The organism is Bowmanella dokdonensis, assembly GCF_017254865.1.
Lineage (GTDB): Bacteria > Pseudomonadota > Gammaproteobacteria > Enterobacterales > Alteromonadaceae > Bowmanella > Bowmanella dokdonensis.
Window position 1 is genome coordinate 64652 of sequence record NZ_JAFKCV010000009.1, and the last position, 20499, is coordinate 85150.

A 20499-nucleotide genomic window follows, 5' to 3' on the forward strand; every position below is an offset into this window, starting at 1 on the left:
GGGTCAATAATTGAGTTATCAGTTACCAGGATTCTTGAGTTATCCGATAGCTGTCTGGGAACTTTTCTGTGAACTGCTTAAGGCCGCACTCCAACACAGTCCAGAGGGCAGTGACCGTCTCCTTCCAGATATTCCAGACAGGTTTTTAACTCGCTGCGCAGGTAGGGATCCTCCAGCAGCTTGTGCTCGGGCCAGAAATGCAGTTGATGTAGCATATGCCAGAAGACTCTCTCTTTCTGGGTACAGGGTTGGGTATTGCGATCCTGTACCTGAGTCCACTCCTCCATGGTGTCCCAGAAATACAGATCCACTTCCCGGTAGGGGATTTTTCTGTCCCAGAACGCCCGGACGAAGAATGCCAACTGCGAGGCTTTTCGGTTGATAAAACTCTGAACTGTCACCTTGTAAAAATCGTGCTATAGCTGTTTCCACCTAGTATAGCTGGCTTTTATTGAATTGCGCCCGCCCTGCGGTGGATGAAAGACAGCGTTGTCAACAAGGCCAGGATTGTGCCATAACAGGAGTGAAAATAGAATGCTTTCACCAACCCATATGGGTAAGCCAGCCATAGATTTCCTTGGCCAGGTAGGGGTGCTGATTGATAGCCAGAGGCTGGCCGATGATTTCCCGCTGTCGGTAGTGCACCTTCAGCGCCTTGAGGGCGGCTACCTGTCGTTCCTGGCGGCTTATCAGGGTCCACTCGTTGTTCCATTGACTGTAGATATCCAGCACCGGTGTCTGGATAGCTCCCATATAATCGCTGATCTGTCGGTTGCGCTCCGGATCCGGCCAGTAGGGCGCCAGGGTAACCAGGGCATCCGGCAACTCAAGGGCGCCGTCAGTGTAGAGTTTCAACAGCCAGGCAGCGCTGGTCCCCTGGGCAATGATCAGTACGAAGCCAGGATAGTCGGTGGTCAGGGGCAAACTAGCCGTCATCCGTTGCAGTAATTGTTGCTCGTGGCGGTAGAACTGGGCTGGCGTCATCAGGCGGCTGGGCTTGAATGGTTCGGACCGGGCCGGTTTCTGGTCTTCCGTCTGGTCCTGCGGGTCCGGGTTAAACTGGGTGCCGGGAGCGGTTAACACCAGGGTCGCCCAGCCCGTATCATTCAGATACGGCGTCAGCGGGGCCAGCGAGCGGACACCCATATGGGCAATACCATAGTCATTGACCAAGATGGCCACGCCCCGGGTATTGACCGTGGTACTGTTGCTGACCAGCAGGGTGAATTCCTGCTCGCCGGCCAGCAAGGTTCGGTATTGATGAGCCGGCAGGGATTGCTGGAGATCCTCGTTGAGCATCGCCTGGGCATCCAGTTGCACTGCTTCAGCGCTCCAGAGCACCAGCCACAATAAATACAGTTGCTTCATATCCATCCCATATCGGTTTCCTTCCCTTTATCGGACGGACCTTGGGGAAACTTTATCGTCAACAGAAAGGGCAGGGGCTGGAAAACTCGATTTGTTCCCCGCTACCTGGGTGACGGAATTGCAGCCATGCAGCATGTAACTGCAGCCTTTTTGCCATCATCCTCGCCTGTGGCGGAGCATAGAGCCGATCACCAAGAATCGGATGTCCCAGGCTGAGCAGGTGCACACGCAACTGATGAGAGCGACCGGTTACCGGCGACAGTTCCAGCAGTGACTGCCGCCCATCGCTGTTCAGTGTTTTCCAGCGGGTCAGGGCGGCCTTGCCACGGACAAAATCGACCATCTGCCTGGGTCTGTTTGGCCAGTCACACACTAATGGCAGATTGATTTCGCCCTGCGGCACCGGGGGACACCCCCACACCCTGGCCAAATATTTTTTGCCGGTCTGGCGCTGTTCAAACTGGCGGGATAACTCGCGGTGGGCGTGGCTGTTCAGCGCCATCAGCATCAGGCCCGAGGTGGCCATATCCAGGCGATGCACCACGGTGGCCGTGGGGTAGACCCTCTGTACACGCAGTTGCAGACTGTCTTTATGCTCAACCGCTTTGCCTGGCACAGAGAGCAGTCCGCTGGGCTTATCCAGCACCAGCACATCCTTGTCCCGGTATAATATGCTCAGGTAAGGAATAACGGGTGGCCTGTAGTCAAGCAGGGCCATCAGTGACTGTTGACCACCAGGCGGATGGCTTCCAGGTTCAGCTTGGCCTGGGTCAGTATTTGACCCAGTTGCTGCATCTGGTGCGCCACATGCTGGATCTCCTCGTCACGAATGCTGGGGTTAACCTGTTTGAGGGCCAGCAGCCTGTCCAGTTCTTCGCCCAACCAGTCCTGCATCCTGGCCATGCTGTCATGGCGGAGCTGGCCGGCCTGTTTGTGCGCCGCTTTTTCAGCCACTTTCAGGGCGGCGGTAATGGGTTTGTTCAGGGCATCCACCAGCTGCTTGGCGGTCTTGCTGTTCAGCGGGGTCAGACCGGTAAAGTGCTGGCTGACCAGTTTTCCGCCGGCATCCACACACAGCCTGATGGGAGTGGGTGGCAGGTACCGGCTCAGTTGCAGGCTGCGCTCGGCATTGGCTGACAGCACAAACAAACATTCCAGCCAATAGCTGCCATTGGGCAGCGACTTGCTCTGGCTCAGGGCAATACTGCTTTTTCCGGTATTTTCCGTCAGGATCATGTCCATTGCATGCTGCACCATGGGATGATCGGCGCTGAAAAAGCGCACATCCTCCCTGGCCAGAGCGGCAGCCCGCTCATAGGTGATGGTCATACCTTCCTCATCCAGCCCTGGCAACTGATTGACCATGGTTTCGCCGGGACGCAGGATATAGCAGCTGTCGTCCTTCTCTTCCTGCAAAATGCCCAGCCCATCAAACAGGCGGGTCATAAAGCGTTCCAGACGGGGGGACTCGTCAGACTCGCGTATGGCACTGACCAGCGGTTCGATGCTGCCCCGCCCCGAGGAGTTGAGCTCCAGTAATTTGTCACGGCCCTGCTCCAGCCTGGCTTTCAGTGCCTCATGCAAAGCCTTGCTGTCCGACAGCAACTGTTCGAACTGCCGAGCCGGGCTCTGCGGGTCCAGGCAGGCCATCAGCTTATCCTGCATCTGTTCGAAGACTGCCGTGCCGGTGGGACAAGTCTGTTCGAAAGCGTTAAGGGCCTGGTGATACCAGTCAAGCAGGCGTTGCTGGGGGCTGTGTTCGAAATAGGGCACGTGGATACTGATATCCTGGCGCTGGCCGATACGATCCAGCCGGCCGATGCGTTGCTCCAGTAAATCCGGTACCAGTGGCAGATCGAACAGCACCAGGTGGTGGGCGAACTGGAAGTTGCGCCCCTCGCTGCCGATTTCACTGCAGATCAGCGCCTGGGCCCCTTCATCTGACTGGGCGAAGAAATTTGCCACCCGATCACGCTCGACAATGCTCAGACCTTCATGGAACACGCCGGCACGGATCCCGGATTGTATCCGCAGTGCCTCGGCCAGTTGCATGGCTGTGGCGGCGCTGGCGCAAATGGTCAGGACCTTTTCACCTTTAAGGCGCTTCAGTGTCTCTATGAACCAGCCAACCCTCGGGTCGAAATCTGTCCAGTTGTCTTGCTTTGAGGCATGGCGCTCGGGGGCCAGCCTGAACGCCACGGCCAGGTCAGGATCCCCCAGCAGTGCCTGATACTGGGTCGGCATTGGCAGAGCATAGGTCTGCAACTGGCGAGCAGGAAAGCCCTGTATGCCCGCGCGGCTGTTTCTGAACAGCAGGCGCCCTGTGCCATGACGGTCTATCAGATGGCCGAGCAGACGCTGCACTTCGGTATGATCCTGAGGATGAAGGTTTTTCAGGCGCTCTTTTTCTTCCGGCGCGAAGGCGGCGATGGCATCCATCTGCGATTTGTTCAGGGACTCCCCCTCCACCAGGGGGGCAATGGCATCGGCCAGGGTGGCGTAGCCCTGCTCTTCGGCCAGGAAGCGCCGATAATCATGGAAGCGGTCAGGATCCAGCAGCCGCAGACGGGCGAAGTGGCTCTCATGGCCCAGTTGATCCGGGGTGGCGGTCAGCAGCAACACCCCTTTGGTCAGCCTGGCCAATTGTTCGATGACGGCATACTCGGCGGAAACCTCGTTCTGTGACCACAGGAGATGGTGTGCCTCATCCACCACCATCAGATCCCAGGACGCCTGCAGGGCCAATTGATGGTATTTTTCGAAACGGGTCAGAAAATCCAGACTGCACAGCACCAATTGTTCAGATTCGAAGGGATTACCCCCTTCTTCGGCCAGTGACTGGCAGCGCTCTTCATCGAAAATGGCAAAAGCCAGATTGACCCGCCTGAGCATCTCCACCAGCCACTGATGGACCAGACTGGACGGCACCACTATCAATACTCTCGACGCCCGGCCGGTCAGGATCTGCTGATGAATAATCAGCGCGGCTTCGATGGTCTTTCCCAGGCCCACTTCATCTGCCAACAATACCCTGGGTGCGAAGCGACTGGCCACCTGGCTGGCAATATGCAACTGGTGGGGGATTAGATCCACACGTGCCCCTACCATGCCCAGCAAAGGAGAGGTCTGGTGAGCGTGCTGTTGTTGCAGGCAGTCCAGGCGCAGGTCGAACCATTTGGGCTCATCGGACTGGCCGCTGAGCAGGCGTTGATCCGGCTGGTCCAGTTGAAAATGGTGATCCAGGAAAGTTTCCTTCAGGGCGACCTGCTGGTCATTATCCAGCCGGCGGCCGTGGTAAGTGAGCTGGCCGTCCTGTTCCTGCACGTCGCTGACCAGCAACTGCCAGCCTTCATGGCTTTTTATCTTGTCACCCTCAGCAAACTGTATCCGGGTCAGGGGCGCAGCTGCCATGGTATAGGTGCGCTGGTCACCGGTGGCGGGAAACATCAGGGTCAGGGTTCGCTCCTGGCAGTCCACCACAGTACCCAGACCCAGTTCGGATTCTGTGTGGCTTATCCAGCGTTGACCCAAGGCAAATGACATGATGACTCCTGATACAGATAAAATGGCGGCGCGGGATCTTATGTGAGTTTAATCTGAAGGGCAATTTAAGCTGAGTTTTCCAAAAGGGTTGAATAGTCGTTGCTCAGCCTGATGTCCCTGCGCGCTTACTGTTAAAAGTAGGTGATCTGACCGGCCTTTGGTATCTGCCGGAATTAGTTGTTCATTTTGCTGTGAAACTGGTCTATTGTGGAATTGTCAGGCTAATAACAACAATAAGTTGCTTGAGGGGAATGCGCGGTCCATGACGGGAGACTCGCTGTCATGGACGAAAATAAGCCCTGCATGCCGTCGGCTCAGGGTGACAATCAGCCGGAGATGCGAATGGTAAGAACCAAAGCCGCCAACGCCAAGATTTACGTCCTCGACACCAACATTCTGCTCCACGAACCCTTCGCCTTTTTATCCTTTAAAGAACATGATGTGGTCGTCCCCATGACGGTCCTCGAAGAACTGGACTATATCAAGGACAGTAAAAAAGATGTGGCCCGGGATGCGCGGATTTCCATCCGCGCCATGGAAGACGTATTGCATGATGCAACTCCCGATCAACTGACCGCCGGAGTGTCACTTAAAGGGCTGGGGTCGGGAGAAGCGGCCCCCACCGGACGCCTGTCCATCTTTGCCGATGTGGGCATGCCCAAGTCCCAGCAGGTTTTTACCAGCAACGAGAACGACAATCGCATCATCAATGCGGCCTTGCATATTCAGCAGCGCGCTACGCCTCGCCAGGTGGTGCTGGTCACCAAAGACATCAACATGCGTCTCAAGGCCAAGGGCGCCGGTTTGGCCCATGTTGAAGACTACCGTACCGACCAGTTGATCAGTGACATCAAGTACCTGAGCAAGGGCTATCACAAGTTTGACGGGAATTTCTGGGACAAGGTCAAGTCTGTGGAAAGCCGCAATGAAGGACGGGAAACCCTGCATGTGATCGACAGGAAAGTGTTTCCCGAAGCCTATATCAATGAGTTTCTGATCGACGACAGTAAACAGTTTGCTGCAGTGGTGGAGGGGATGACCGGCAGTACCCTGGAGATCCTCGATCTGGGCTACGAGCGGCTAATGTCACGCAAGGCCTGGGGGGTTCACCCGAAAAATATCGGCCAGGCCATGGCCCTGCATGCCCTGCTCGATCCGCATATTGACCTGATTATCATGACAGGTCCGGCGGGGTGCGGCAAAACCCTGCTGGCCCTGGCGGCGGCCCTGGAAATGGTCGTGGAACGCAAGATGTACGATAAGATCATCGTCACCCGCAACACTCCGGAGATTGCCGAGTCCATAGGTTTCCTGCCGGGCACCGAAGAAGAGAAGATGGCTCCCTGGCTGGCCGCCATTACTGATTCACTGGAAGTTCTGCACAAGAACGACGAGAACGTTAAAGGCTCCATGAGCTACATTATGGAAAAAGCCAATATTCAGTTTAAATCCGTTAACTTCATGCGCGGGCGCTCCATACAGAATGCCATTGTGATTCTTGACGAAAGCCAGAACCTGACGGCATCCCAACTCAAGACTATTATTACCCGCTGTGGCGAAGGAACCAAACTGATCTGCAGTGGCAATCTGGCGCAGATAGATTCCAACTATCTGTCTCCCGTGACGTCTGGCCTGACCTACCTGGTGGAGAAGTTCAAGAATTTCACCGGCAGTGCCACCATCAATCTGGATGGGGTGGTCAGGAGTAGGTTGGCGGAGTTTGCTGAACAGCATCTGTAGCGAGGAGCCATGAACCTGCCCTTATTTTCTGAAGTTGGCAGTCAGACGGTGCTGGTCGTGGATGACCAGCCCGTCAACCTGAAGATCCTCGGTCAGGCCTTGTCCAAGGACTACCAGGTGTTGCTGGCCTCCAGCGGCGAGCAGGCGTTGCGGATGGCCCGCGACCAACTGCCGGATTTGATCCTGCTGGATATCATCATGAAGGACATGGACGGTTACCAGGCTTGTCGTCAGCTCAAGTCCGATCCCCTTACCCAGAATATCCCAATCATTTTTTCCACTGCCATGGATTCGGTGGAAGATGAGGTCAGGGGGCTGGAAGAGGGGGCTACCGACTACATCACCAAGCCGTTTAATGTGGCTTTGGTACTGGCCAGGGTACGCAATCAACTGCAACTGAAGAAAAAGACCGACCTCCTGGAACGCCTGGTGAGTCTGGATGGCCTGACCGAAATCCCTAACCGACGCTATTTTGAACAACGTCTGGAAGAGGAATGGCGACGGGCGGAGCGCGGCGAAGAATGCCTCTGTCTGGCCATGGCAGATATTGACGCTTTCAAACAATTCAATGATAACTACGGCCACGGTGCGGGCGATCTGTGCCTGCAGAAGGTGGCAAGATGCCTGAGCAGCAATGCCCAGCGTTCAGGTGACCTGGTGGCCCGTTACGGGGGCGAAGAATTTGCCGTGCTTTTGCCGGCCACCGATCTGGACGCCGGCCGGCTGGTGGTGGAAAGATTACGTCAGTCCGTCGAAGATCTTGCCATCCCGCACAGATTTTCGCCGGTAACTGATGTGGTGACCCTCAGTGTTGGTCTGGCTTGTATCCGTGTGTCACTGGATATGGAAAAGGAAAGGCTTTGGAAAGAAGCCGACAAACAGCTTTACGGGGCCAAACAAGCGGGGCGCAATCGTGTCCACACGGCGTGGTTGCATTGTTGATCAGGGTGCCATCCTTGGTGGGATCTTCTCAAAAGTGAACATATTGCCATCGATGGCGGCCTGGCTTGTTGCGGCAATTTCCCCAACCGGAAGCAGTGCCGGCCCGGTGGGTTCGGTCAGCACATAATCTAGCCCCTCTATTCTTACCAGAGCGTCCTGGGACCGGTGCGACATCTGTACGCCCAGCAATGCATGGCCGGGAAGATAGATAATCACCATCCCCATGTTCGGCAACATTGAGCGCAGCAGCGCGACGGCCAGGGTGGTTTTGCTGTCGCAGTCGCCGCGATTGCCGATCAATACCGCGGCGGGCGCTGAAAAGCCCGTGCCTCTGGACACCATGCGGTTCTCCAGCGTGTCGTAAGGGATGGATTGCAACCAGCCGAGCATAATGTTCACATAGGCCCGCGGCTGGCTGTTATCCATCAGTTTGTCATACAGGGCATTGGCGGCGGGCAGTAATGTCAGGGTGCTTTCCTGGGCATAGCGTAGATGATCCACCTTCACCCCTTCCTCACCCAGATAGTTTTCATACGGAGCGTAGTAGTTGATGGCCAGGTAGTCCCTGAATGCCTCATCCTCAACCCGGGCCAGTCGCCTGGTCCACTGTTCCAGCAGTTCGGGTGACTGTGCCTTAATCTGATACTGCACTTCCTGTCCTACTTTACGTACGGAAACCCTGACCTCTCTGGGATCTACTTCCCTGGCCGCTTTTTGCATGGCAATCATCATGTAACGCTGGGCGATATGAGGCTGGTAGGACTTGAGCTTCTGAAACTGACTGTTAATAAGCTGCCTGTCCAGGCTGAAGCCGAGTTCATGAGTTTGGTTTTGCAGATCCTCCCAGCGATAAAAGAGTTGGATGGCTGTGTCGGTTTCTGTTTTTTCAAAGGCAAGCTGCTGGGCATGACAGGCAATAATTGGCAACAGACAGATCGCCACGCTTGTCCATCGCCAGGGGGCCCTTGCCTTCAATGGTTATACTCTTGTTATTTAAACAAATTCCAGTATAGCCTCAGCCGACTCACGGACGCCAGCCTTGATCCGGATAGCTGTCAGCAGGATTATCTGGCCCAACCTAAATCCTCAAGCTGGCACTACTCACACTCAACCAGCCGCCTATGCTAGCCAACGGAAGGTCGAAAAATGAACAGTCTCGCCTTCTCAGAGGAGATAAGTGCAGAGGTTCAACACACTGTCTCCAGATACTCAATAATGATAATGAAGGGGACTTTGATGAGTAAGCATCAAGCACGCTACCTGCTACTGGCGGGTGGATTACTGTCTTCGTTGATAACAAGCGCAGAGACTCTTGCGGATACTATCTTTTCAGAAGATTTTTCCAGCGGTGATATCAGCGGTTGGAACACAAGCGGCACCGTCGACGCCTACAACAATGAATCGATCAGATTACGCGGACCGTCCTGGGCCCAACTGCCTGTTTCAACCAGTGGTTACAGTCAAATTCAGATAAGTCTTAGTTTGGCCGCTGGCTCACTGGAAAATGGCGAATTCTGTTATGCCGAATATTCGGCCGATGCGGGCACTACCTGGACAACTATTCAGACAGTTGCCAATGGACAGGACAACGGCACGGTTTACTCCAATAACCTGAGCCAAAGCCAGATGGACAATAATCCCAATCTGATGGTGAGGTTTCGTGGTGATGGCAGTACCGTAGGGGATTACTGTTACGGACAGTCAGTGCAGGTCAGCGGTAATGGAGGGGCGCCCACTGCGCCTGATCTCGATGCGCCGTCCAGTGTGAGTTTCCCTCATACTGAGCCAGGCAACAGCAGGGACCTGGTGTTTCAAATCGGCAATGCAGGGACCCAGACGTTGCAGGTATCCAATGTCAGCCAGCCGGCCAGTCCCTTTGCTCTGCTAAGCCAAAATTGCGCACAAGTGAGCCCCGGTACCCAATGCCAGGTCGAATTGAGGTTTTCCCCTGTGGCCGAAGGCAATTTTAACGACAGTATTATGATCGAATCGGATGATCCCGATGAAGGTCAATGGCTTGTCAGTCTATCGGGAAATGCCAGTCAGTCAGGTACGGTGGATAATTTTGATCCGTTAACCGGCAGCGGTGCAGTTCCCCGCTCGCAACTGACTTATTCACAACTGATCAATGCTACGGATCCGGGCACTTTACTCGACTTTGCTGCTTTTGCTCTGCCTGCTGACGCCGCGATGCCCGGCAATCTGTTTTCCGGGAGATTAACCTTGCTGGGTGAGGCAGCCGGTGGGGCGTTTGATGAGCACAAAGACAGCTTCCGCTATACCGGCAGTCAGGATACCAGTCGCAAACATCTGCCTGAATTCGATTTTGAATATGTCCAGACCGGCAGTCATATATTCCCTCTTGCGCGGGGGTCTATCGCCAGCAGTCATCCTGAATGGGAGTATATTCTTTCCCCTGGACGGGTTTGGCAGGAAAACGGCGATAACGGCTACAGCAGAGTGGCCCTGCCATTTGCCTTGCAGCAGAAAAATGCCAACTGCGTGCATAATGGTGTGTTCAGTTTCCTGTTTAAGAATGACGGAGCGATCTCCAAGGTGGCGTATCAAATCGCCTCGGAAACCTGTTTATATTTTCAGGTCGATATGTGGGGACGTCTGGACGCGTCTTACACTGCCTTGTCATTTGCTGACGCGAATCAACAGATTGCAGCCTACCAGGCTGAAGTTCTCGGCAGGTTGCCGACCAAGCCGTTGTCTGCATTGGCTCAAGACTTTCCCGGCACCGATGTTCAGGCGTTTTCCGCACCGGGTGGCAAGGATCCCCAGGATATGTCGCTGGTGGGTTTTGTTATTGACGGCATCCACTATACCGGTGGCTGTTCGACCCGCCAGGGCACCTATCCTTACTGCGAGTCTCTGGTAGTGCCGTCTTACTCGGCGGCCAAAAGCGCCTTTGCCGGCAGTGTCCTGATGCGCTTAGAGCAAAAGTATCCGGGATCGTTTAATCGGCCCATCAGCAACCATGTGACGGCCTGTGACAGTAATGGCAATTGGTCGGATGTGAGCTTCGGCAATGCACTGGATATGGCGACTGGCAATTATGCTCTGGCGGGGTACATGAGCGATGAAGGTGCCAGTCACACCAATGGTTTGTTTCTGGTGGAAGATCATGCCAGCAAGATAAGCTACAGCTGCACTCAGTACAGCCGTAAGGCCTCGCCTGGCACCCAATGGGTTTATCATACCTCCGATACATACATCCTTGGCACTGCCATGAACGATTACCTGCAAAGTCTGGAGGGTACCGGGAAGGATATTCACACGGACATTTTGCTCACCGAGATACTGCAACCGCTGCAAGTCAGTCCCACCAGTGGCTATACACGCCGCACCTATGATGGCGTTCAGCAGCCTTTCACTGGTTGGGGGCTTATTTGGCTGAGGGATGATATTGCTAAGATAGGGCAGTTTTTTGCCGGCAGCGGTCAGTCCTTGCTGGACCCGACTGAGTTGAATGCTGCGTTGCAAAGAGATCCTCTGGACAGGGGGCTGGAGCCTCTGAGCCAGTTCAAATATAACAACGGCTTCTGGGCAAGGGATGTCTCGGATAACATTACCGATTGCAATCAGCCACCCTGGGTCCCCTTTATGTCGGGCTATGGAGGGATTACGGTATTGATTCTGCCCAACAACAGCCTGTATTACTATTTCAGCGACGATGACTCATTCGTTTGGATGGATGCTGCCGTGGAAGCCCACCAGATACGAAGTTTCTGTCAGTAACCGTTGTTGTCACCATTAGTAAGGGGAGCAGAGCTCCCCTTGGTCGTTTTTCTAAGGCAGTAGAGCACCGAATGGTTAAGTCATGCTCACCAGAGCTTGCCTGAAACTCCCCAGCCTGCCCCAGGCATTTCAGGATTCAGGCCCCTAAACCCATGAAGAGACCTGGATTGCCTGGAACATTCCTCAGCCTCCGCTGGTGGCTATGCCCTAACCATCTTTGAGCTCTAGAACGACTGGCTGAATTCCACGCCCCACATCCTGGGCAGGCCGGGGCTGAGGTTGGGAGAGCCGGTGTTTTCGCCCTGGCCCCCGAAGCCGGACAGCAGGTATTCCTCGTCAGTCAGGTTGCGTGCGAACAGGGAGAGCTGCCAGTCATCGTCGCTGCGGTAGCTGATGCGGGCATTGACCAGATCATAGCCTTCCACCCGGTTCTCGGCAGTCAGGCCGGGTACCAGCCCGGGGTTGACCGGCAGCAGGGCGATGCTATCGGCGTCGCTGGCCGTGGAGCGCTCATCCACTGAGGTGATATCCATATGCAGCATCCACTCGCCGTTGTCGGCGCCAATAAAGTAGTCTGCGCCCAGATACCAGCGGTTCTTGGGCACGCCGGCCAATGGTCGGCCGGTCAGGTCATCCTCGGCAGTCTCGCCCACGAACAGGCTGTACTTGGTGTATTCACTGTCCAGGTAAGCATAATTGAAATTGATTACCAGGTTGTCGGTGGCGGCCCATTCGGTTTCCAGTTCGAAGCCCTTGCCGGCGGCATCCACGTTACGCACGTTATAGACCGGAATATTGCCGGTGGAGCCGGTCAGACGGAGGATCTGCAGATTGGTATAATCGTAATCATAGGCGGCCAGGTTCAGTTTCAGGCTGTTGTCGAACAAAGTGGATTTGAGCCCCACTTCGATATTGTCCACTTCTTCCTGGTCGAAAGGCGGTGCAGCGCCCAGGCTGTTAAAGCCGCCGGCTTTGAAACCACTGGCTGCGGTAATATAGGTCATGACATTGTCGGTCCACTGATAATCCAGCACCACCCGCGGGGTCAGCTTGGTCCAGGTGTTGGATTGCTGGAAGGGTTGGTAGTTGCCTTCACCGTCCAGTACCGCATTGCCCTGGGCGTCCCGCTGGTAGTATTCGGTGCCAAAAGCCAGCCCGAAGGGTTGGGCCGGTACGCCGGGCAGCGGGATGCTGATTTCGTTCTGGTAGAATGACAGGATACCGAAGTCCTTCTCGTCACGGGTATAACGCAGGCCGAGGGTCAGGTCCAGTTTGTCTGTGACGGGATAGGTCACATCAACAAAAGCGGCGTAGGAGGTATAATCGCCGAAGTTCTCCGTCGTTTCTGTCCAGGGCTTACCCAGATTATCCTGAGTTATACGTTGGGCCAGCACCTCGACGGGTACGCCGGAGATCTGGGATAAGAAGGCCAGATCCTGCGGAATCAGTTGCAGCAAAAAGGCGGTCAGGCCGGTGCCCACCGGCATATCCATGATGCCCGGCACACCCAGGCCGGGGGCCCCGGTGGGCGGCAAACCCAGAGCCTTGAGTTGTTCGTTGATGGCGAAGCTGTCCAGAGACTCCATCATAAATTCGGCGACGGTTATCTGATGAATCTCCTCATTGGAATAGGTGGCGCCCACTGTCCATTTTGTGCCGCCGTCCGTTACCCCGGCCAGACGCAATTCCTGACTGAAGTACTCCTGTTCTTCGATGTTGTTGGAGGCAAAGAAACCACGAACCTGTGCGCTGCCGTCATCGTCGGTATTATTTTCCGTATCGAAGCGACGAAAAGCCGTGATCGAGGTCAGGGTGCCCAGGCCAAGCTCTTTGTTGATCTCCAAGGAGGTGCCGAACAAATGGCGATTCTCCGTATCCTCCAGGTCGGTTTCATAGACGCCGAAGGGATTTATTCCGCCGTCCTGCTGGGAACGATAATATGAGGGGTTGCCTGAATAGGCAGGACGGGTCCCGTTATCCATCTCATCAAACTCGGCCCGCCAGATGAGCTCCAGGGTTTCATCTGGCACCCATCGCAACGCCATACGCGCCGACTGGATACTCTCTTCCCCCAGTTTGACCTTCTCGGGCTCAGCTTCGCCGTCTGAGGTTCTGGGATCAGGGTAACGCAGGGCGTCCACATAACCGTCGCGCTGGCTCAGGTTGATACTGCCCCGGAAGAAGAGGTCCTCTGTGAGGTTGGTGTTATACACACCCTCAAACTGCTTTTTGTCATGACTGCCCAGGGTGACACGATAGTTGCCTTCTGTACCGTCCACCGGCTTCTTGTTGATAATGCGCACTGCACCGGCGGCGGTATTGCGCCCGAACAGCGTGCCCTGAGGGCCCTTAAGTACTTCCACCCGTTCCACATCATTGAAGTTCATCAGGGCGGATCCTGACCTGCCCACGTAAACATCGTCCACATAAACCCCCACAGCGGGGTCTGCGCCGATCCCAAAGTCATTGGTGCGAATGCCGCGGATATCGAATTTAGGCTGGGTAGGGGAGGTAATATTGGTTTCAAAGCCAGGGGTGATGTTACCCAGGTCATTGATGCTGTTGGCACCGATTTTCCGCAGGTGCTGCGCCGAAAAGGCGCTGATGGCGATCGGCACCTCCTGAATGTTTTCCACCCTTTTTTGTGCCGTGACTTCCAGCACTTCGATACCGATGACCTCTTTATCCGGTGAGGCTTCCTGTGCCAGGGCGGCAGGTGTATAGCTGAGCATTGCCGCCACGGCGCTGGCTATCAGCGTACGGCGGTGGATTGTCTGTTTGTGTTCCATACTGTCCCCCAAAAAATCAGATTTGTTTTGTTTGTTATCCGGCTCGCTGGCCGCTTTATAAAAGGACTTTTATTTCAAAGACCTGGCTGCTTGTTTCTAGTGGCATCTGGCCCAACCAGTTTAAGCAGTTCGATTTATCCTTACCAGTCTTTGTTAAAAAAATGGTTTTAATTGGTACTATAGTTCCATTAAGATGTGCCGACAATCAAAATCTGTGGACCTTGCCCATGCCCCGAACACTGCTTTGCACCAGCCTGCTGACCTTGTCTGTCCTGGCTGGGACTGTTCTGGCCGAACCTGCGCCATACCCGGCCTGTGCAGCCTGCCATGGGCAGAACGGACAGGGCAATCCGGACCTTAATGCGCCGGTTCTTGCCGGTCTGGATGCAGGCTATCTGATCAGACAACTGAACTACTACCGCCAGGGGGTGCGGGGGGACCATGAAATGGACCCCCACGGGCAGCAGATGGCTACGCTGGCCAAGTCCCTGCTCAATGACCAGACAGATCTGCAGGCACTGGCCGCTTATATCCAGTCACTGCCGGTGCCAGCTGTACAACCTGTAGAGGGGGATTTGCGCAGGGGCAACAGCTACTATCAGAACAACTGCGGCGCCTGTCACGGCGGCAAGGGGGAGGGCAACGCCGCTTTCGATGCGCCGAGACTGGCCGGTCAGCATCCTGATTACCTGAAACGCCAGTTTCTGCACTTTAAACAGGGGATCAGGGGACAGCACCCAAAAGACAAGCCTGGGCGGCGGATGGCCATGATGGCCAATACGCTGCCTGAAGAAACCCTGGACGATGTCATCGCCTTTATCAGCCAGCAACCATGAAATTCTTATTACGCCTCTTGATCCTGTCGATAGTGATGCCAGTTGAGGCTGCCGGGCAGGAATTTGTGCTGAAGGACAGTTGTCCGCCCAGTTTTGAACTGAGGGACTCAGGGTGTTACCTGGTCAGCCGGTACCAGTTTTATGACTCACTGCAAAATCGAGGCGTCGGCGGTACGCAGACGGGTTTGCCCGAGTACCGGGACGGCTTCAGCCCCCAGCAAATCGATTTGGGGCGCTACCTGTTTTTTGATCCCATTCTTTCCAGGGACGGGAGTCTGTCCTGTGCAAGTTGCCATCAACCGGACAAGGGATTTAGCGACGGGCAAGCCAGAAGTATCGGCATCGACGGGCAGGTCACACGGCGCGGCGCCCCCAGTTTATGGAATGTGGCTTTCTTAAAGCGCTTGTTCTGGGATGCCCGTGCCGACTCACTGGAGGAACAGGCATTGGGCCCTTTATTCGCACCGGATGAGATGGCCAATACTCCCCTTCAACTGATGCAGGCTATGGAATCCAGCGAGCACTATCCGGCTTTGTTTGCCCAGGCTTACCCTCAGACTGCCGAGCCCCTCTCTCTGGAGAATCTGACTCATGCGCTGGCTGCCTTTCAGAGCTCCTTGGTGTCCCTGAACAGTCGATACGACCGTTATGCGTTGGGTCATCACCAGGCCCTCTCTGAGGAAGAAATTGCCGGTATGAATGTGTACCGGTCCTTTGTGGCCCGCTGTGCCGAATGCCATACGCCACCGCTTTTTACCAATCAGCAGGTGGCCGTTATCGGCAGCCCAGAACCTGAAGGTTTGCCTTTGGATGTGGGGGCAGAGAAAACCTTTAATGCCGCTAAACTCAAGGGCGGCTTCAAGGTGCCGAGCCTGCGCAATATTGTCCGAACTGCCCCTTATATGCATTCGGGCAGGTTCGACTCATTGCGTGAGGCGGTGGAGTTTTATACCAAGGGGCGAGGCCATGCGGTGCCGGACGGAGTGCAGATGCAGATCCACTGGCATATCTGGGAGCCTCAGTTGACCGAGCAGGAAATCGACGACATCGTCACTTTCCTCGACGCCCTGACTGATGAAAGCCTGATGCCAAGTATTCCCGGGCGGCTGCCCTCAGGGCTGGCCGCCGTACATGACAATTCTAACAATAAACACAACCCACCAAGGGAGCATAGTGATGAGTAAGGGCAAACTTCTGGCCTTAGTATTGATAGTGGCGGCGTTTTTTGCCGGTCGCTACTTTTTCGCGACAGGGCCTGTGCAGATGACCGACAGCCGCGGCGGCGCCAGTTATGGCGGTAATCAGGAGGCGACGGCCGACGGCGAGCGACGCAGCGGTAGCTTGGTGCGCGGTATCCATATGGCCCCCATGACCGGTCAGGTGCATGAGGTCAGGGCCGGAGAGAAAATTATGGATACCGTCAAGCTCGCCCAAAGTGGCGACACCATCCATGTCTATCCCGGAACTTATTCGGAAACTGTCTATATCGACAAGGACAATATTCGTCTGGTAGGGATCATTGAGGAAGGACAGCGCGCCACACTGGACGGCAAGGGCCATCTGAATGACGCCATCCTGTATTCCGGCAATGACATCGTGGTGGAGAACTTCCTCATAACCAAATACAAGGGCAATGCCATCATGGGCCAGGCCGGCAATAACTTCGAGATCCGCAACAATATCATTGTGGATACCGGGGTCTATGGGATCTTCCCGCAGCTAGGCAAGAACGGCATCGTCACCCATAACGTGATTTCCGGCATTGAGGACGCCGCCATTTACGTGGGCATGAGTGATAATATCCATGTGGCCCATAACCATGTGTTTGACAGCGTGGCCGGCATCGAAATTGAGAACAGCCGCCATGCCATAGTCGAAAACAACTTTGTCACCAACAATACCGGCGGCATCCTGGCCTTTATTACCCCGGGTCTGCCGGTGAAGACCACCTACGATGTGATTATCCGCAACAACTTTATTGTGGGTAACAACCATAAGAACTTTGCGGCACCGGGCTCCACAGTGGCCGGCATCCCACCTGGCACCGGCATTCTGATTATGGCCGCCGACGAAGTGGTGGTGGAAGGCAATATCATCTCTGACAACAAGACCGCCGGTATCATTATCACCGACCATAATAATGCGCCCAATACCACCATTGACCCTGAGTCGGATCCGGCCCCGGACAAAGTGGCGATCCTGGATAACCTGATGTCCAACAATGGCTACGACAGCATTGACGAAGTTAAGGCCCTGATGCTGACCGAATTCAAGACCGGCAAGGTGGATATAGTCCGGGTTGGGGTCAGTCGTGACAGCTGTATTATCAACCGCCATCAGTATGTGACCGTGGGCGTGGATAAATGGGCGGAGTGCGGCTTTACCCACACGGGCGATGTGCTGACCTATCTGCTGGATGAACCTGTGCCCCCCCGCGAAATCGATCCGGCCGAAGCCGGAAAGGTGGCGTACCTGGGGATCTGTGCAGGCTGCCATACCTACACCGGTCGCATGATTGGTCCGCCGGTACAGGTCATTCAGGCCCTGTATATGGACGACCCGCAGGGCCTGGCCGATTATATCGCCAATCCGGTGAAAAAACGTGACGACTATCCCCAGATGCCGCCGCAGGACTATCTGGATCCGGCCACCCGCCTAGCGGTCGCCGAGTACATGTTGAGTGTGACCAAGTAAGTCGACAGCCATCAGTGTTCAGGCGTCAGGGGCTGACGATCGTCAGCCCCTGGTTTATTGGAAACTCAGTCAAACTGCCCTGGCTGGTAACTTCCGATGTCTGCCCCCAGGCCGACGGCGAACCGGTTCCAGCCATTGATGGCGACGATGGCCAGTGTCAGATCGGTCAGTTGCTGGTCGCTGAAGTGGGGTTTGACACGCTCAAAGAGCGTGTCGGGAATACCTTTTGTTGCCATCAGGGTAAGGCTCTCAGCCCATTCCAGCGCGGCTTGCTCCTGGGCAGTATAAAAAGGCGCCTCCCGCCAGGCGTTCAGCAGATACAGGCGTTGTCCCTTTTCGCCTTTTGCCAGGGCATCCTTACTGTGCATATCCAGACAGAAAGCGCAGCTGTTTAACTGGGAGACCCGGAATCTGACCAGCTCCAGCAATGTAAGCGGCAAGCCGTCCGGTTTGTCTGCAATACCGCTGACGTGCTTCTCCAATCCCAACATGGCTTTTAACGCGCCAGGTGAGGCTTCTGAATAATTTACTCTGATTGACATGATTAGCTCCTGTGCTTTAACAATGCTTGTGCAGCATAGCGATCTCTCCCAGAGTAAAATTGTATGTTTTCGACATCTTTTTAACCCTTTTCGCCTGCCCCTGTGGTGGTAAACTGAGCAGAGGGATAACGGGAATACTTCATGTCAGCACTCGATCATCTGGGCTTTATCAGATACAGGCCAAGCCCTGTACTTCGGTCCTATATACAATGTTACTGGCGGATCCGTCGGGCAGCTCCCGTGCCCGGCGCCGGGGCTGAACTGATGCACCCGGAAGGTGGCGGAGGTCTGATTTTTAATTTCGGCGCTCCCTTGCTCTTTAATGGCCGGTTAGTGAGCACTCCCTGTCTGGCGTTGGGTCCGAATGCTAAAACCACCCGGCTGGCCTTTACCGGGGCGATCGATGCCCTCGGCGTCAGATTTTTTCCCGGGCGGGCTTACGGGCTGTTTCAGCGGCCACTGGTGGAGCTTGTGGATATTCAACATAGCCTGGACGAATTAAATATTGAGTTACAGGGCAACCTGCTGGCGGAGCGTCTGGCGCTGCTGGTGGAGGACAAGGACAGGGTCATGCTGCTTGACACTGTGTTACAGCAGCGGGTTCTCAACGCGGATAGTCCAAGAGAGGGTTTTATCGCCGCTCTGGACTGGATTAGGCGCAGCAAGGGAATACTTCCCGTGGCTGATTTAAGCGGTCAGCTGGGGATTGGTCAGCGCCAGTTGGAACGGCTGTTCAGGCACTGGCTGGGGCTCACACCCAAGCAATACAGTAAACTGCAAAGAGTGGGACTGACGCGTTCGTTGATCAAGTCGGCCGGACCCGGGCTTTCTCTCACCGACACTGCCTACCAGGCCGGCTATTTTGATCAGGCCCATTTTAATCACGAGTTTAAGCAGGTCACAGGGCTGACGCCGGGACAATACATGCGACGCCATACCCAAAGAACAGAAAATTAGCTCGGGCAAAGGCGCAGAGGGACAAGAAAGGATTGTGGGCATGCTTTGTTGCAGCCGTTGCCGCATGAAATCCTCAACGACATACCCAGTAAAATCATGACTCAGGTTTAATTGCGTTATAAGCCTCAGTGCCCCATAAAGGCACAGTCGAGAGGCTGTGCTTAAAGCTGCCTGAGGTTTCCTTGGTTGAGTATGAGACATACATCAGGGTCTGGTGCTCAACGTCCAGAATACGCCGGATCTTCATCGACTTGAAAAAGATGCTTTTGGACTTGCTGAACAGCACCTCTCCGTCCTTGCCCTTATCTATCTGGGCAATCATCCCTGCGGTGATGGGACCGGTCTGGCGACAGGCTATAGCGCTGTCAGAGGGATCGGAAAAATCCAGGTTGGCCTCAATACTGGATACATGGCAGGTTACGCCTGTCACTACCGGATCGGTGAAGGCATCCAGTTTGATGTCCTTGGTGGTAAATACCCCCAGGGACACATCGCCCACTTCGTTGTTGTCACAACCCACAAGCATCAGCAGCGGTATTACAAAGTAAAGGGGGCGCATAGTCGGGTCTCCTCGGGTTAATTGTTGCAATCCTGCCACTTTGGCCACAGGTAGAAAAGTAAAAAACGGCAGAAAAACCGTTCTACAGCGCTTTCTTCGATGGGCTGCTATTGTGTGTCAGTCAATTCAAACAGGGGGCCTTCCAGCAGAGTGACTAAAGTAGCGCCGGCCTGGCTCAAGTCCAGCTTGGATTGGGGGTGGCTCAACAACTGATATTCCAGATGATAGAGGGTCGCCATCAGGATATGCGCCCGTTCCCTGGCCTGGCCTTTGCCGAGTGTGGCGAAAAATTGCTCGATAGCCTGGCACATCATCAGTTGCGGCTGTTGATACAGGGCGGCAAGCTTGGCATCCCGCAAGGCCTCCTGTCGGAATGACCACTCCAGGATTCGGGCGTCTTTGTCCGCCACCTGGTTTTGCACATGGGACAGTAAAAAGCTGGCCAGTGATGCTTTGAGTTTACGGCTGTCTCCATGGCGCTGGAATTCCTCCAGGGCAATCCAGGCGCTTTGCTCCAGCAGTTGTATCTGACTGAAGTTTTTCTCTACAAAATAGACAAAGGCGTCATGGATCAGGCATTCGATGGTATCGAAGTAATAAGTCGTGGCTGACAGGGGCACGTCAGCTTCCTTGGCAACTGCCCTGTGCCTTATCTCCCGTATGCCATCTCTGACCATGATCCTCAGTGTGGCCTCAAGGATGCCATTTCTGCGCTGGAGACTGTCCCTGCGTTTGGCCTGTCGGCCCTGGTATGTCAGTTCCAGATTGTCTAATCTCTGCATGGC

General features: G+C 55.0%; 16 protein-coding genes. 7 read left to right on the forward strand and 9 right to left on the reverse strand.

Annotation, left to right across the window (positions count from 1 at the left end):
• Positions 1–77 precede the first annotated feature (77 nt).
• The 4 genes from J0A66_RS15205 to rapA form a co-directional block, all read right to left on the reverse strand.
• The gene (locus tag J0A66_RS15205; RefSeq protein ID WP_206574693.1) at positions 78–401 is read right to left on the reverse strand and encodes a hypothetical protein; all 324 of its coding nucleotides are present in this window, start codon (positions 399–401) and stop codon (positions 78–80) included.
• A 139-nt stretch (positions 402–540) separates the two neighbouring features.
• Positions 541–1368 (reverse strand): DUF3530 family protein, encoded by an 828-nt coding sequence (locus tag J0A66_RS15210; protein WP_206574694.1) that lies wholly within the window; start codon positions 1366–1368, stop codon positions 541–543.
• A gap of 58 nt (positions 1369–1426) precedes the next feature.
• Positions 1427–2086, reverse strand: a complete 660-nt coding sequence (locus tag J0A66_RS15215) for an RluA family pseudouridine synthase (RefSeq protein ID WP_206574695.1) — start codon at positions 2084–2086, stop codon at positions 1427–1429.
• Positions 2086–4911, reverse strand: coding sequence for an RNA polymerase-associated protein RapA (gene rapA / locus J0A66_RS15220; RefSeq protein ID WP_206574696.1), 2826 nt, complete (start codon positions 4909–4911; stop codon positions 2086–2088). The genes J0A66_RS15215 and rapA overlap by 1 nt, the downstream gene beginning before the upstream one ends.
• A 342-nt stretch (positions 4912–5253) precedes the next feature.
• On the opposite strand from rapA, the gene J0A66_RS15225 reads away from it, so the two are divergent.
• Positions 5254–6651, forward strand: a complete 1398-nt coding sequence (locus tag J0A66_RS15225; protein ID WP_206574697.1) for a PhoH family protein — start codon at positions 5254–5256, stop codon at positions 6649–6651.
• Between the two features lie 9 nt (positions 6652–6660).
• On the forward strand, positions 6661–7593 hold the full coding sequence (locus J0A66_RS15230; RefSeq protein ID WP_206574698.1) for a diguanylate cyclase domain-containing protein: 933 nt from the start codon (positions 6661–6663) through the stop codon (positions 7591–7593).
• On the opposite strand, the gene J0A66_RS15235 is transcribed toward J0A66_RS15230, so the two are convergent.
• Complete coding sequence (locus J0A66_RS15235) at positions 7594–8535, reverse strand: hypothetical protein (protein ID WP_206574699.1); 942 nt, start codon at positions 8533–8535, stop codon at positions 7594–7596.
• Positions 8536–8829: 294 nt separating this feature from the next.
• Between J0A66_RS15235 and J0A66_RS15240 the strand changes: the two genes are divergently transcribed.
• Complete coding sequence (locus tag J0A66_RS15240) at positions 8830–11337, forward strand: choice-of-anchor D domain-containing protein (protein ID WP_206574700.1); 2508 nt, start codon at positions 8830–8832, stop codon at positions 11335–11337.
• Positions 11338–11561: 224 nt separating this feature from the next.
• Here J0A66_RS15240 and J0A66_RS15245 read toward each other — a convergent pair whose 3' ends face one another.
• Positions 11562–14126 carry a TonB-dependent receptor gene (locus J0A66_RS15245; RefSeq protein WP_206574701.1) on the reverse strand — a complete coding sequence of 855 codons (2565 nt, stop codon included), beginning with the start codon at positions 14124–14126 and terminating at the stop codon, positions 11562–11564.
• A 227-nt stretch (positions 14127–14353) separates the two neighbouring features.
• Here J0A66_RS15245 and J0A66_RS15250 point away from each other — a divergent pair, with 227 nt between their 5' ends.
• From J0A66_RS15250 to J0A66_RS15260, 3 genes are read left to right on the forward strand one after another with little or no spacing between them, the layout of a single operon-like run.
• Positions 14354–14962, forward strand: coding sequence for a c-type cytochrome (locus J0A66_RS15250; RefSeq protein ID WP_206574702.1), 609 nt, complete (start codon positions 14354–14356; stop codon positions 14960–14962).
• Entirely contained in the window at positions 14959–16146 is a 1188-nt protein-coding gene (locus J0A66_RS15255; protein WP_206574703.1) for a cytochrome-c peroxidase, read from the forward strand. The genes J0A66_RS15250 and J0A66_RS15255 overlap by 4 nt, the downstream gene beginning before the upstream one ends.
• Positions 16139–17656: a parallel beta-helix domain-containing protein gene (locus J0A66_RS15260; protein WP_206574704.1), complete on the forward strand. Its 1518-nt coding sequence runs from the start codon at positions 16139–16141 to the stop codon at positions 17654–17656. Before J0A66_RS15255 ends, J0A66_RS15260 begins: the two co-directional genes overlap by 8 nt.
• A 65-nt stretch (positions 17657–17721) precedes the next feature.
• On the opposite strand, the gene J0A66_RS15265 is transcribed toward J0A66_RS15260, so the two are convergent.
• On the reverse strand, positions 17722–18198 hold the full coding sequence (locus J0A66_RS15265; protein WP_206574705.1) for a carboxymuconolactone decarboxylase family protein: 477 nt from the start codon (positions 18196–18198) through the stop codon (positions 17722–17724).
• A gap of 141 nt (positions 18199–18339) precedes the next feature.
• Between J0A66_RS15265 and J0A66_RS15270 the strand changes: the two genes are divergently transcribed.
• Positions 18340–19155: a helix-turn-helix domain-containing protein gene (locus tag J0A66_RS15270; protein WP_206574706.1), complete on the forward strand. Its 816-nt coding sequence runs from the start codon at positions 18340–18342 to the stop codon at positions 19153–19155.
• Between the two features lie 94 nt (positions 19156–19249).
• On the opposite strand, the gene J0A66_RS15275 is transcribed toward J0A66_RS15270, so the two are convergent.
• Positions 19250–19714 (reverse strand): CreA family protein, encoded by a 465-nt coding sequence (locus J0A66_RS15275; RefSeq protein ID WP_206574707.1) that lies wholly within the window; start codon positions 19712–19714, stop codon positions 19250–19252.
• A 107-nt stretch (positions 19715–19821) separates the two neighbouring features.
• On the reverse strand, positions 19822–20496 hold the full coding sequence (locus J0A66_RS15280) for a TetR/AcrR family transcriptional regulator (RefSeq protein WP_206574708.1): 675 nt from the start codon (positions 20494–20496) through the stop codon (positions 19822–19824).
• Positions 20497–20499: the final 3 nt, after the last annotated feature.

Bases quoted from the DNA above. Each gene is read 5' to 3' on its own strand.
- J0A66_RS15210 (WP_206574694.1), bottom strand. From the start codon at position 1,368: ATGAAGCAACTGTATTTATTGTGGCTGGTGCTCTGGAGCGCTGAAGCA.
- J0A66_RS15215 (WP_206574695.1), bottom strand. From the start codon at position 2,086: ATGGCCCTGCTTGACTACAGGCCACCCGTTATTCCTTACCTGAGCATA.
- rapA (WP_206574696.1), bottom strand. From the start codon at position 4,911: ATGTCATTTGCCTTGGGTCAACGCTGGATAAGCCACACAGAATCCGAA.
- J0A66_RS15225 (WP_206574697.1), top strand. From the start codon at position 5,254: ATGGTAAGAACCAAAGCCGCCAACGCCAAGATTTACGTCCTCGACACC.
- J0A66_RS15230 (WP_206574698.1), top strand. From the start codon at position 6,661: ATGAACCTGCCCTTATTTTCTGAAGTTGGCAGTCAGACGGTGCTGGTC.
- J0A66_RS15240 (WP_206574700.1), top strand. From the start codon at position 8,830: ATGAGTAAGCATCAAGCACGCTACCTGCTACTGGCGGGTGGATTACTG.
- J0A66_RS15245 (WP_206574701.1), bottom strand. From the start codon at position 14,126: ATGGAACACAAACAGACAATCCACCGCCGTACGCTGATAGCCAGCGCC.
- J0A66_RS15250 (WP_206574702.1), top strand. From the start codon at position 14,354: ATGCCCCGAACACTGCTTTGCACCAGCCTGCTGACCTTGTCTGTCCTG.
- J0A66_RS15255 (WP_206574703.1), top strand. From the start codon at position 14,959: ATGAAATTCTTATTACGCCTCTTGATCCTGTCGATAGTGATGCCAGTT.
- J0A66_RS15260 (WP_206574704.1), top strand. From the start codon at position 16,139: ATGAGTAAGGGCAAACTTCTGGCCTTAGTATTGATAGTGGCGGCGTTT.
- J0A66_RS15265 (WP_206574705.1), bottom strand. From the start codon at position 18,198: ATGTCAATCAGAGTAAATTATTCAGAAGCCTCACCTGGCGCGTTAAAA.
- J0A66_RS15270 (WP_206574706.1), top strand. From the start codon at position 18,340: ATGTCAGCACTCGATCATCTGGGCTTTATCAGATACAGGCCAAGCCCT.
- J0A66_RS15275 (WP_206574707.1), bottom strand. From the start codon at position 19,714: ATGCGCCCCCTTTACTTTGTAATACCGCTGCTGATGCTTGTGGGTTGT.
- J0A66_RS15280 (WP_206574708.1), bottom strand. From the start codon at position 20,496: ATGCAGAGATTAGACAATCTGGAACTGACATACCAGGGCCGACAGGCC.